The organism is Anaerophaga thermohalophila str. Valhall (assembly GCF_000250735.1).
GTDB classification, from domain to species: domain Bacteria; phylum Bacteroidota; class Bacteroidia; order Bacteroidales; family Marinilabiliaceae; genus Anaerophaga; species Anaerophaga thermohalophila_A.
The window spans coordinates 1-12,741 of record NZ_AHZV01000260.1; the positions used below are offsets into that span (position 1 = coordinate 1).

Annotated in this window: 9 protein-coding genes and 2 tRNA genes; 8 read left to right on the plus strand and 3 right to left on the minus strand. The window is 42.1% G+C overall.

What is annotated here, in order from left to right; translation table 11 throughout:
• The first annotated feature begins 827 nt into the window (after positions 1-827).
• The 6 genes from OQ5_RS0114035 (at position 828) to OQ5_RS24780 (ending at position 7,726) form a co-directional block, all read left to right on the plus strand.
• Positions 828-3,353, plus strand: coding sequence for a tetratricopeptide repeat protein (locus OQ5_RS0114035; RefSeq protein ID WP_026055309.1), 2,526 nt, complete (start codon positions 828-830; stop codon positions 3,351-3,353).
• Between the two features lie 252 nt (positions 3,354-3,605).
• Positions 3,606-3,881, plus strand: coding sequence for an ATP-dependent Clp protease adaptor ClpS (locus OQ5_RS0114040; RefSeq protein WP_016778099.1), 276 nt, complete (start codon positions 3,606-3,608; stop codon positions 3,879-3,881).
• 9 nt (positions 3,882-3,890) lie between these two features.
• Positions 3,891-4,349, plus strand: coding sequence for an NfeD family protein (locus OQ5_RS0114045; protein WP_016778100.1), 459 nt, complete (start codon positions 3,891-3,893; stop codon positions 4,347-4,349).
• 5 nt (positions 4,350-4,354) lie between these two features.
• Positions 4,355-5,371 (plus strand): flotillin-like protein FloA, encoded by a 1,017-nt coding sequence (gene floA / locus OQ5_RS0114050; protein ID WP_016778101.1) that lies wholly within the window; start codon positions 4,355-4,357, stop codon positions 5,369-5,371.
• A 307-nt stretch (positions 5,372-5,678) separates the two neighbouring features.
• Positions 5,679-6,260: a hypothetical protein gene (locus tag OQ5_RS24775; RefSeq protein WP_255297547.1), complete on the plus strand. Its 582-nt coding sequence runs from the start codon at positions 5,679-5,681 to the stop codon at positions 6,258-6,260.
• 191 nt (positions 6,261-6,451) lie between these two features.
• On the plus strand, positions 6,452-7,726 hold the full coding sequence (locus tag OQ5_RS24780; protein WP_255297548.1) for a sialate O-acetylesterase: 1,275 nt from the start codon (positions 6,452-6,454) through the stop codon (positions 7,724-7,726).
• Between the two features lie 308 nt (positions 7,727-8,034).
• On the opposite strand, the gene OQ5_RS0114065 is transcribed toward OQ5_RS24780, so the two are convergent.
• Positions 8,035-9,978: a DUF4914 family protein gene (locus tag OQ5_RS0114065; RefSeq protein WP_016778102.1), complete on the minus strand. Its 1,944-nt coding sequence runs from the start codon at positions 9,976-9,978 to the stop codon at positions 8,035-8,037.
• Positions 9,979-10,152: 174 nt separating this feature from the next.
• Entirely contained in the window at positions 10,153-10,707 is a 555-nt protein-coding gene (locus OQ5_RS0114070; protein ID WP_016778103.1) for a helix-turn-helix domain-containing protein, read from the minus strand.
• A 691-nt stretch (positions 10,708-11,398) separates the two neighbouring features.
• Here OQ5_RS0114070 and OQ5_RS0114080 point away from each other — a divergent pair.
• Together OQ5_RS0114080 and OQ5_RS0114085 are read left to right on the plus strand one after the other, a co-directional pair.
• Positions 11,399-11,487, plus strand: a tRNA-Ser gene (locus OQ5_RS0114080).
• 8 nt (positions 11,488-11,495) lie between these two features.
• Positions 11,496-11,570, plus strand: a tRNA-Pro gene (locus OQ5_RS0114085).
• 111 nt (positions 11,571-11,681) lie between these two features.
• Here OQ5_RS0114085 and OQ5_RS0114090 read toward each other — a convergent pair.
• Positions 11,682-11,882 (minus strand): hypothetical protein, encoded by a 201-nt coding sequence (locus tag OQ5_RS0114090; protein WP_010422826.1) that lies wholly within the window; start codon positions 11,880-11,882, stop codon positions 11,682-11,684.
• Positions 11,883-12,741: the final 859 nt, after the last annotated feature.

Below are 12,741 nucleotides of genomic sequence, written 5' to 3' on the forward strand. Positions count from 1 at the left end.
CGCTTTTTTGTCGGACAGCAGTGGTAAATTATATAAAAACGCATAGATGAACGTGGTATAAAAAGACATATTTTCCTCAGAATCAAGGCGTTTTAAATTTTTGTACCGGAGTTAATCCGTTGTTAATGAGGATTCAAAAATTTAAAACAATACAGAGTTTGGCAACAAAGATGCTTTTTAGACCGCACTCATAGATCAGTTAAAAAATACAGGCAGTATTCGAAAAAGCACAACGGAGTTCCTTTAATACCAAAATGCTCAACATGGTCAATCTGATTGTTGCAGAAAATGATAGTGGATGAGCCGGAATTAATAAAAAAGGAAAGAATTTTTCAAATGGAAAAATCAATTATTCAAAACAAATAATTGATTTCATTGACCTGCATTAAATTCCTTAAATTATTCTTATCTCGTGTAAATGAATAAGATGAACTAAAATTTCTCAAAATTTAGTTCATCCGGGTCAGGACTAAACAAAGATTAACATTTATATTATGATATCAAAATATCTTCGATAAAATACACCTTGATTTTGATGAACAGCAAAATCCTTTTAGGGAATTCAACCTTATTGATTAAATTTGATGTCTGAAAAGACAACAGGTCGTTAGATTTTGAGATAAAAGATGTGAGATGATTCATTAGTGCGTGTCTGTAAACACGCAAAAAGTTTTTACAATATTTGTGTCTGTTCAGAAAGTGCCGATTGAAAGGACTGAGAAGCCGCCAAAAACGAAGTTTACTTTTCGTAAATGAGGATTTTGGCGGCAAGCGTAACACAGCAAATGGTACTTTATGGACAGAAACTATTTAAACTGGCACAAGGCATGAAAATAATTTACACAACAATCATTGCGTTCATATTGTCATTTGGGTGGGCCAATGCCCAGGAAAACCAGGTTTCTCCCGACCAGGCGATTGAGCTGTTTCGCAACGGCAGGTATGCTGAAGCTTTGCCTATGTACCAACACCTGATCGAACGCTATGATCGTGAGCCTAAATTCAATTACTACCTTGGTGTTTGTCTGGTTGAACAGCGTCAAAATTACGATGAAGCCATTGAAAGATTGAAATTTGCTTCAACCAGGCGGGTAAGCAGAGATGCACATTACTATCTCGGGAAAGCATATCAACACACCTATCGCTTTGATTCCGCTATAGAAGAATATGAAGTTTTCCTTAAGTATGCTTCTAACAGCGATCCCCGGAGAGAAGTGGCAAAGAGGGCTGTTCAGGACTGCGAATCGGCAACCCGTTTGACAAACAAATATTTCAGCATTAAGGTAACAAACAAGGACACCGTGGCTGAAAATAATTTTATAGCTGCCTACAATTTTCCTGAAGAGTGTGGTACCCTTGCACCGAACAAAACTTTTTTTAAAACCGGTGTTCCTCCTGAAAACCTTATGTATCGAACCGAAAAAGGAAACGAAGTATTTTTTGTTCTGGAAGAATCCGACACAGCCACCCACGATCTTTACAAAATGGAACAATTACTCGACCGCTGGAGTGGCAGTAAAAATTTGCGTTCGCCGGTTAATTCCGATTATGACGAACGCACACCATTTCTTATGGTCGACGGCACCACGTTCTTTTTTGCCTCCGATCGTCCGGGAGGAATGGGCGGTCTCGACATTTACCGCTCAATTTATGATCCTGAAAGCAATTCTTTTTCAGAGCCTGAAAACATAGGACCTCCATTCAATTCGCCGGCAGATGATTATATGTTTGCCGCTGATCCTTTCGGACAACAGGCATGGTTCACCACCAACAGAGGAGTTGCTCCCGGCCAGGCAGTGGTTGTCAGGATTGTATGGGACAATACAGTAATTAAAAATCTTGCTGAAGACACCGAACAAATCAGAGAATTGGCACAGCTACCGTTAGCAATGGGAAATGTCTGGGAAAAGGAGCAGGCAAAACAACAGGCAGTACAACCTGTAAGCACGGATTCCGAAAGGGAATTTGTATTTCACATCAATGACACAATTGTTTATACAAACTACAATCAATTTTTAAGTGATGCGGCCCGGGCTGAATTTAAACGGGGACAGATGGCCGATATGGAAAAAGACAGCCTTGAACAACTGATGCGAAACAAGCGGCAACAATATGCTCAAAGTTACAATCAGCAAGAGCTGACACAACTGATGGATGAAATACTCGAACTCGAACAAAAGGTTTATGGACAGGACGACCGTGTTAAACGCCATTTTATCCGTGCCCGCCAACTCGAAACCGAAAAAATCACTCAACTCATAGATAAAGGAGCTTACAGGAAAGTAATTCCAAAAAACAACAATAACAGCTCCCTGGAAGATTTGGAGCCCGGCGATTTTTCGTTTTTCTCTGATGAAGAATTCAGAAAAAGAAAAGAAAAACTGACACCGGTCTACCAAAAATATTTCACTCCGGCACAGATCAAAACTTTACAGCGCACAGACAGCATGTATACCTGGGCGAATATATTAAAACTTGAAGCCTCAAACCTCCTCGAACAATCTGTTAATTACGATGAAGAGCCACAAGAGCGTTCGCTCTTCGAAAAATTAAAAAATGTCGATACACTTAACAAAAATCAAACTTCGGATGAAACGAGCCGGCTAATTTCAAAATCCAAAGAATTACACAAGCAAGCCCTGGATATGTATCACGAAGCACTGGACGAAAAGTACAATATATATCAGCCCAGGTTGGAAAAGTTCACCAAAAACTCTACACAACCGGAAATGGAACAGACTTTTCGCAGAGCCCAAAGCTATTTCGAAGATGCCAATAATCAGATTGACAACATGGCCATCTGGAATCCGGAAAAATATGAACAACTGGGCGGACTGAAAAGACAGGCCATCGAAATGATAGAAAACGAGCTGGTTAAGTATGCTTCGGGAGATAATATTCAAAAAGACAATATGACTTTGTCGTCAACGAAACCGGATAATAACATTCAGGATAATTATCAAACCATTCAAAACAGCAGAGACTCAGGCAAGGGTTCGGGGTATGACAACAAAAACCAGGCAGATGCTGACACCCTGGTAGAATCCGCATTCACCGGGATCCATCATGCAACGGAAAATCAATCCCTGAAACCGGTATTTAAAGTACAGATCGGGGTTTTCAAAAATGCTCCCGACTCCGGCGCTTTATCCAAAATTGCGGACATTTCTTCCGTTCCTGTTGCAGGTAAAGACCTGACTAAATATTTTGCCGGTAATTATTCAACCTATGAAGACGCTTATCGCAGTGTGCCAGATATCAGAAAAAAAGGTTTTCCGGGTGCATTTGTCGTGGCTTTCTTAAACGGAGAGCAGATTTCCGTTAACGAAGCAAGAAAGATGACAGGTCAATAGATTATCGGATAGTTAGTGCGTGTCTATAAACTCGCAAAAATTTTTACAATAAGTGTGTCTGTTCAGAAAGTGCCGGTTGCAAGGATTGCGAAGTCCGAAAATACCGAGTTTACTCATCGTAAATGAGTAATTTTCGGACGAGTGTAACACAGTAAATGGCACTTTACGGAAAGACACTGGTTGGCGAGGCGAAATTTTAATTTTCTTGTTGCATTGAAATTATTTTCATATTTTACGAAAAATTTCAGGACTATGGTACCTTACGATAAAAAAGAGCAGAATCAGGGATCAAACAAAGAGAGCATAGGAGAACATATACTGGTCCTTCACAATGATAATGTCAATACTTTCGATGACGTAATCGATGCTCTGATGGCCTGTTGCCTTCACGACAGTGAACAGGCCGAACAATGTGCCACTCTTACGCACTATAAGGGACACTGTGAAATAAAACGGGGAACATATAATGAACTGACCGATCTGCAGAAAATGCTCACGGAAAAATCACTAAAAGTCAGTATTGACTAATCATTTGCAATGGCTATTATCATATTACTTATCATAACCGGACTTTTGTTACTCATTCTTGAGTTTTTTGTGGTTCCGGGCATTACCATAGCCGGGATTGGCGGTTTGGGAATGATTGTAGCAGGAATTTTTATGGCGTATGGAATTGATGTTTCTACCGGTCATATCACACTGGGGGCAACACTTATTGCAACCATAATTATTTTATTCTATGCCCTGAGAACAAAAACATGGAATAAAGTCATGTTACAATCCACCATCAGCAGCCATGTTGATACAGTCGAAGAAGAATCAATAAAGCCAGGCGATCGTGGAAAAACCATAACCCGCCTGAATCCTGTCGGTAAAGCAAGGGTCAACAATCAGGAAGTTGAAGCCCGCTGTCAGGGACAATTTGTCGATCCCAAAACAGAAATAGAAGTAACGGAAGTTCACAAAACATACATCATTGTTAAACCTGTAAAATAATTACTATGGAAGTATTCGGGACACTCGGCCTTATAGCCGTCATTGTCGTATTATTCTTCGTCATTTTGTATTATGTTCCTGTTATTCTCTGGTTCTCTGCGCTTGTTACCGGAGTCAGGATATCTCTCATACAGCTGGTACTAATGCGTATCCGTAAGGTGCCGCCGGCCATTATTGTGCGCGCCATGATAGAGGCACACAAAGCCGGGCTGCAAACCATAAAACGTGACGAACTGGAAGCCCACTATCTGGCCGGAGGAAATGTCGACAACGTGGTTCATGCTCTTGTATCGGCATCGAAGGCCAACATCGATCTTACATTTCAAATGGGTACTGCCATCGACCTTGCCGGACGAGATGTATTTGAGGCTGTACAGATGTCGGTAAACCCAAAAGTTATTGACACGCCTCCTGTGGCTGCCGTTGCAAAAGACGGGATTCAGCTCATCACCAAAGCCAGGGTTACTGTACGCGCTAACATCAAACAACTGGTGGGGGGTGCCGGTGAAGAAACCGTCCTTGCACGTGTTGGTGAAGGTATTGTTTCATCAATAGGTTCGTCCAGCTCACACAAGGCAGTACTCGAAAATCCGGACTCCATATCTAAAGTGGTCCTCAGCAAGGGACTTGATGCCGGAACAGCTTTCGAAATTTTATCAATAGATATTGCCGATATCGACATTGGTAAAAACATTGGTGCAGAGCTCCAGACCGACCAGGCAGAGGCCGATAAGAACATCGCCCAGGCCAAAGCCGAAGAACGCAGAGCAATGGCCGTTGCCGAAGAGCAGGAGATGAAAGCCAAAGCTCAGGAAGCCCGTGCACACGTTATTGAAGCTGAAGCTGAAGTGCCAAAGGCCATTGCAGAAGCATTCAGATCAGGCAACCTTGGAGTTATGGATTATATGAAATACAAAAACATCGACGCTGACACTCAAATGCGCGATTCCATAGCAAAACCACAACAACCTGGTCAGTCGAAAGGCAGAAACTCTAACGATAAGGACAAAAACGATAAATAGTTCCCGTCTGTAAAGTCAATAATCAGTTAAAAATAGCGTAAAAGCAGAGGCGCAGTGACGCAAAGTTTTTATATGAGCAGAGACACCCAATTTGGGCGTCTCTGCCTTAACCGACATCTGTAAAAGTTTAACGGAGTATTGTAAAATAATTGTTGTTGCGTTGGGCTTACAACCGGCACTTTCTGAACAGACACACATATTGTGAAAAATCTTGCGTGTTTATAGACACGCACTAATTAATTCAATAACAAAGAAAGGCCGGCCTCCTCAAAAGGCCGGCCTTTCACAAATAAAACCAGACGTAGCCATGAAAACATTAAATTTACCAGTCAGCGTATTTATTTTTAGCTTTTTTATGCTGTCTTTGACGGGATGTAAGCCATCCAAATCAAATCTTGAACTACCGTCCGTCTTTTCAGACAATATTGTTCTTCAGCAAAACACCGATGTGGTAATATGGGGAAAAGCAAGGCCGGGAACAGAGATTAAAGTTTCCGCCGACTGGGGTAGCTCTTCTTCAGCTACAACCGCCGGGGACGGCAACTGGCAATTAAAACTTGCCACAACAAAGGCAGGCGGTCCTTATAATCTCTCGGTAGTGGCCCCGGACACTTCCATCATTATTAAGAATGCTATGCTGGGCGAGGTATGGCTGGCATCGGGCCAGTCAAACATGGAAATGCCACTGTCCGGATGGCCGCCCAACGATACCATACTTCATTCGGCCGAGGTTATTGCCAACTCAGAAAATCCTGAAATCAGAATGTTCACCGTTACCCGTAAAACATCGGCAGAACCGTTGGACGATGTTACCGGAAAGTGGGAAGTTGCCTCACCTGAAAATGCAGGTCATTTCAGTGCTACAGCCACTTTTTTGCCAAAAAGCTGAATAGTGAACTTGATGTTCCTGTCGGAATCATCCACAGCAGTTGGGGAGGAACACCTATCGAAGCCTGGATAAGTAACAGAACGCTTGCCACGGACAAAGATTTTGCAGACATTACTGAGCAGTTAAAACAACTTGCTCCACAGGAAAAAGCTTACAATGAATGGCTTAACACGCTGGAATCCATTGCTATAGTGGCAACGGAAGACAACAAAGAGCCATTTAAAAATCTGGATGTGTTTGATGATTATTGCAGCCATCCGGGCACCGATACAGAATCCTGGAAAACAATGGAACTGCCGGGCTATTTTGAACCAACTGTAGGAGATTTAGACGGGGTCATCTGGTTTCGTAAATCATTTGAAATTCCCGCCGAATGGGGAGGGAAAAAACTGATCGTTTCTCTTGGCCCCATAGACGACATGGATGCTACCTACCTCAACGGTGAAAAAATCGGAAGCACTGAGGTTCCGGGACATTGGAATAAAGAACGGATATATACCGTTCCACCGGAGAAAGTAAAAGCCGGACAGGCTGTTCTGGCTGTTAAAGTAATTGACAACCAGGGAGGCGGTGGCATTTACGGGAAGCCTGAGTTATTAACAGTTTATCCTGAAAACAATAAAACCGAAGCACTGTCAATTGCCGGTGAATGGAAATATAAAGTTACTGCTCAATTGGAAGGCGATGAACTATTCCTTTTTGATCCCAAAACCGATGTTTACGAAAATCGTCCCGAACTTTCCATGTCCTTAAGTTCACACACTCCTACGGCCCTTTACAACGGGATGATTGCCCCGCTGACGCCGTATACATTGCAAGGCAGCATCTGGTATCAGGGCGAAACAAATGTAGGACGGGCCAATCAATATCTTCGATTGATGGAATTGCTGATAACCGACTGGCGTCAGCAGTTTGACAATGAAAATATGCCTTTCTACTACGTGCAACTTGCACCATGGCATTACAATGATATTGAAGGTATATCCTCGGCCAACTTACGGGAAGCTCAACGAAGAGCTATGCAAATACCCCATACGGGGATGGCGGTAACCCTCGACATTGGAGATATTAACACCATCCATCCGGCCAACAAAGCTGATGTTGGAAAAAGGCTGGCTCTTTGGGCCCTGGCAAATGATTATGGTAAAGACATTGTTTATTCCGGACCTCTTCCCGAAGATGTGGAAATACAAAACAACAAAATTATAATCACTTTCAAACATGCCGAAGAAGGGCTGATTATTGAGGAAGATGCCCCCAACCAATTTGAAATTGCCGGCGAAGACGGAAATTTTGTTCCTGCCAGGGTTAATATCTCCGGGAATAAGCTTATAATCTTCTCACCAGAGTTATCATCGCCTGCAGATGTTCGTTATGCGTATAAAAACGGTGCGGAAGCATCGCTGTTTAATGATGCCGGACTTCCGGCGCCTTCTTTCACTACGGAAGAAAATTTTGAAGATTAAGAGATTACCAAACATCTGTGATGTGATAGTTTAGCGGAGTATTGTGAACAATACTTCGTTAATCTTTTGCAATAACCTGCAAGCCAGGTGTTTGTATTTAAGGAGATTTGTTTATTAAAATGCAGGATATCAAAGTTGTAGGTAACATCTTACATCTTATATCTAAACATTTAACGATCTATTGTTTTGAACAGACACAAAAAAAAGCCGCACCAGGGACGTTTCCCGATGCGACTTCGTTTACTAATAATTAAAACACACAAAAAGTTTTTACCCGGGCCGTTCAGTGAACCTGCCCGGGTTTATTTTTATAAATCCATTTTGTCATAATCTTCCATCGTCATAAAAGAATACTGATAACTCATAGGAATGATCTGACTGTACTCTTCGACACTGGCATTATTCAAACAAGCCTCAATGATTCGCTTGCCGGTTGGTGACAACTCTGGTTTCAGGAATTTTGGCAATTCCTTCTTAAAAAAGTCGTAAAGAATTTTTGAGCCTGCATCATATCCCTCAGTACCAACTTCCGGTTGCTTGTAAACTTTAAGGAATCTGGACGGAATCTTTGATCCTTCAATGGTGAGATAATTAAGCTCATATCCCAACAAAGGACAACGTGCATCCTGATACTGATCTCTGCGCAACTTGGCATTTCCACGGCGGGTATGATATTCTCGCATCAGCATCTGTGGCTTAAACCCGACTTTCCATACACCAATATGCTGGTTTGGAACCAGAGCATAACCAACACGGGGATTCTTGATTATCTGATCAAGCAGCATATTAGCATGCTGTACCATCCGGCCTGTTGCAAAAGGCCAATAGGAACCTACTCCCTCCGATTGCATTCCGCCAACATCAACAATGCTGGGGTTGCCGTGTCCACGGGGTGAAACCAAACGCCAAAGCCATGCCAATGCCGGCGGCAGAACATGAAACAAACCGATAATACCATAATTGGGTTGCTCTTTACTACACGGTGGTGTCCGAACCCCAAAGCTTCGAACATCAACAGTAACCGGCTTGCCGGCTACGCCGGGGACAATATCCCGGGGCAAAACGACACGCGGATTCGGACAAGGTTTACCGGGTTCGTCTTCAATATGATCCCAAATCAGTGCAGTACTGTCGGGATTGGCCTCAATGTTCAGAAACAACAATGGTTTGGGAGGATTGATCGTAAGCTTTTCAAGTGTAGGATCATCTCCATATTGTCTTACACTGTCGGTCCGAATAAACCAGGCATTTTCCGCATCCATCACACGCAGTTTCCCGTTGTCGCGCTGCAATTGGGGAGGACAAAGAGCCATGTCATCGGTAACAGGGCTGAAAGAACAGAAAATAGGCAGATTAATCAAACGTCTTTCTCCCGTCTTAATATTCTCTCCAATCAGCACCTCACCATTGGGTTCCCGCACAATATGCTGCAACATTTCACTCTTACCTCCACCGCTGGCACCTTCGTGCATAAAGGTTGTAATACTATCATAAGGGCTGATTACTGCAGCTGTAGAACAATGGGCGGTAATCCAGTTCTCCCGTTCTCCTTTTGTCAGCAGCGCCCCATACAATCCTTTTTTGGCACTGGGCCCGGGATACAGGTTATATGAATATATTTCATGAACTTTCCCCGTGCGGTTATGAACAACTGCCTGTTTTCCGCCGAAATGAGTGTGACGAAATGTAGGAGCAACAAAAATTACCGATTCTATTGCAAACTTGTCATCAATTTCATCCATCGGAGTAATACGTTGAAGCATTGCCAGCCCCATTGCAAAAAATCCGGCATTAGCAGGTGCAATAGCTATACCACCCAATCCGATGTTATAATCTTTGTTCCCGGCATAATAAAAGAAAACTGCCAGTTCCTGATTCTTTAACCATTCATAAGTCTCCTCTTTCAGCTCAGAGAAATCGTATCCATAACACTCTTTGAAGCGCGGCTTATCCGTGGGCAGATCATCGGCTATTGACATAGTTCCGGGATCGCGACGTCGCATGTAGGGCTCCGTGTAATTGGCCACTACACCGTTCTTTACCCTGTTAACAACAACTTCTGTATATTCTCCTTTTCCCGGGACATCATACTTCACCTCAAAAACTTTACTTCCTTTTCCACCTACAGCAGCTTCGGCCAGCTGTTCACTGGTTTCGAAAAAGGTAAAACCCTTGCAGTTTTTGAGCACGTCTGCCACGTTATCAGGCAATACGACACCCTTTTTTTCAATTGTTTTAAAAAAATCATTCATATACTATTTCTTTTTAATTCAATAGCCCGTTAACATATAGCCCGTTAAACAGTTTACAGGCACATGGTTGTCAGCTATTTTTGTTTGGCATCCTATATCTAAAAATCTAACCATTTCTTGTAATTCTCATGAACCAAATTCTCCGCAGCATTAAAACTCTTTACGTCCTGTACTTTAAAAAGCAGGCGGAGATATTACAACAAGAATCCGGGCTGTAGATTTCCCAATATTCTTAGCGTTGTAACTGACCCGCGAACTAAAATAGATACTGTCTCCCTCATCGAGATGATACTTTTCATGATCCAGAACAAACCCGACACTCCCTTTCAGAACTAAAATGAATATTTGTCCCACCTTACCCTTTAAAATATCGGCAATTTCAGCGTCACTCCTCAATTCAACAATAAAGGGATGCATCTGTTTATTCAAAAAATGATGATCCACCCCGAAAAGAAATGCACCATCATCGGTTTTCTCAAGCAATTTCTCCTCTCCCCGCCTTACTACAGGCGATGTATCGGATTTATGATCACTCTCCCCTATCAACTTGCTCACGGTTGTATCAAGATGCTCGGCAATCGACTTTATTGTTATGATTGAAGGGAAAGCCTTGGCCCTTTCAATTTGTGATAAGGCACTGGCGCTGATACCAACCTCCCGGGCCAAATCGCCAAGATGTATCCCCATTAATTCGCGCTTACGCTTTATGCGCTCTCCAATTCGTTTCATTTTAACAGATTATATTGTGTCTGTCCTTAAATTACCATTTGCTGCGTTACGCTCGTCCGAAAATTCCGCATTTACGATAAGTAAACTCCGTATTTTCAGACGTCGCTAGCCTTGCAACCGGCACTTTCTCAACAGAAACACATATTGTGAAAATTTTCACGAGTTTATAGACCGGCACTATATAGGAAGAGCATTTTTTCCATTCGTATGAGTCCGTTCTAAAAAGCATCCTTATTGCCAAACACTTTGTTGTTTTAAATTTTTGCATCCTCATAAACAACAGGTTAACTCCGGAACAAAAATTTAAAACGCCTTGATTTTGACAAAAATGTGTCCTTTTATAACCACACTCATTCGTATAAAATTTATCCAATCCTCTTTCGGCACAAATATAACATAGCCAAAAAAATTAAGTAATACTTAATTTTTTAATAATAGTTAAACTTTCATATAATTCTCCAATAACAAAAACATTAGTGTCTGAATAAGATTTCTTCAGGCGCCGGAACTGATAAATACAAGTCCGTGTATTTTTATTCTCTTGATAATTTGGCAATTCTCCATAAGGCAAATCTTTTTTAATATTCTGAAGGCAAAAAAATTTGGGAGTTAATGGACGAATTAATACATTTGCATCCGCAAAGAACGCAAGCCACAACAAGTTGTGGAAAAGTCTTTCAGAACGTTGCCCGGAGAGATGGGTGAGTGGCTGAAACCACCGGTTTGCTAAACCGGCGTACGGGTAATTCCGTACCGGGGGTTCGAATCCCCCTCTCTCCGCAAAACTTCGGGGTATAGCACAGCCCGGTTAGTGTGCCTGCTTTGGGAGCAGGAGGTCGCAGGTTCGAATCCTGCTACCCCGACGAATAGGAAATCCAAAAAACATCAAAAGCCTGTAAATCAAATGATTTGTAGGCTTTTTTATTTACAATGAGTCAAAATAAACCATTAAAACCCATGCGAAAAGCAAATGTTTACAGAAATGGTAAATGGGGCGGCACTAACACAGTTTTCAGCAAATGACTACGAATTCCGCTATCGAAACGTAATACCGACTGGGCCAGCACCTGGCACTGCCCGTTGTTGAAAATGATTTCGCCCAACGCCTGTTCCTGTGGGCTGAGTGTAGTTTGCAATTTCTTCTTTTGCGCGGAAACGATCTCTTTTAATTGCATCGGTATATCTGTTTTTTATGAATCTGAATTCAAAGTTGTAAAGCAAGTGTAATGAATACTTTTGATTTAAAACAGCTTTTCTAAAAGTTCCATTTCGATAATTGGAAATGGTCGGCAATATCCGACAAAATATTGGAAAGAGTTCCGATTCTCAGAGGCTTATGGTTTGGTATCGAACATGATGAATTCCGTCCTCTTTTGTTGTAAGTCGAATGTGACTTCCTGATTGCCGGGTAATTTGATAACCGAATTTTCTGATTACTTATTCTTTTTAATAATTTAGATTTCTGTCAGCACTTGTACAAAACCTTTTTCACCTGAATAATCACAACCATAGCCATAATTCAGTTGAAGCTCGAGTGTATTGACCCGCGGCCTAAACTGTACCTGTGCCGCCCCTGTGGCCCCGGAAGTCTTCAACGGATGAGTAGAATGAACTTCCCCTCATTGACTACAAATGCCCTTGTAAGTAGAGGCTGCTGAAAAAGTCAGCAGCCTGTTTCAAATTTATTTTCCATCGTTCTTTTTGGCATTGCCCCAAAAAGAACCAAAAAGGTCTGGTCCGCTTAAACCTGTCTCCCCGCGAAAACCAAAATTTCCGGCCATTGCGCAAGGCCATGTACGTCGCCCATTTTGGCTTCCCGTCATCCGCCGGCCCGGAAAGCGGACAGGCCACCGCGCCTTTTTAATAGTTAAAATCGTTCATTATTGTGACATTCTTTTGAATTGTGATATGTTGACCATTAACATTTACAGGTGCAAACATTTTTAAAGATTTGCATGAAAAACCTTGCACCTTAAATGGGACTATGAAATGTAAATAATTTATTATTAATAATTTAACGTGTTTTGTGGAACA

Coding starts and splice junctions, on each gene's coding strand:
- floA (WP_016778101.1), top strand. CDS start 4,355: ATGGAAGTATTCGGGACACTCGGCCTTATAGCCGTCATTGTCGTATTA.
- OQ5_RS0114045 (WP_016778100.1), top strand. CDS start 3,891: ATGGCTATTATCATATTACTTATCATAACCGGACTTTTGTTACTCATT.
- OQ5_RS0114065 (WP_016778102.1), bottom strand. CDS start 9,978: ATGAATGATTTTTTTAAAACAATTGAAAAAAAGGGTGTCGTATTGCCT.
- OQ5_RS0114040 (WP_016778099.1), top strand. CDS start 3,606: ATGGTACCTTACGATAAAAAAGAGCAGAATCAGGGATCAAACAAAGAG.
- OQ5_RS24775 (WP_255297547.1), top strand. CDS start 5,679: ATGAAAACATTAAATTTACCAGTCAGCGTATTTATTTTTAGCTTTTTT.
- OQ5_RS0114070 (WP_016778103.1), bottom strand. CDS start 10,707: ATGAAACGAATTGGAGAGCGCATAAAGCGTAAGCGCGAATTAATGGGG.
- OQ5_RS0114090 (WP_010422826.1), bottom strand. CDS start 11,882: ATGCAATTAAAAGAGATCGTTTCCGCGCAAAAGAAGAAATTGCAAACT.
- OQ5_RS0114035 (WP_026055309.1), top strand. CDS start 828: ATGAAAATAATTTACACAACAATCATTGCGTTCATATTGTCATTTGGG.